Below are 218 nucleotides of genomic sequence, written 5' to 3' on the forward strand. Positions count from 1 at the left end.
GCGTGGTTTCGAGGCTCGCTGGCGCTCGCACCTCAACCACCGAGAGGTTGACCAAGGGGCGTGGTTTCGAGGCTCGCTGGCGCTCGCACCTCAACCACCGAGAGCGTGACCAGGGGGCGTGGTTTCGAGGCTCGCTGGCGCTCGCACCTCAACCACCGAGAGGGTGACCAGGGGGCGTGGTTTCGAGGCTCGCTGGCGCTCGCACCTCAACCACCGAG

The sequence above is a fragment of the Nocardioides sp. Root122 genome, assembly GCF_001425025.1.
Lineage (GTDB): Bacteria > Actinomycetota > Actinomycetes > Propionibacteriales > Nocardioidaceae > Nocardioides.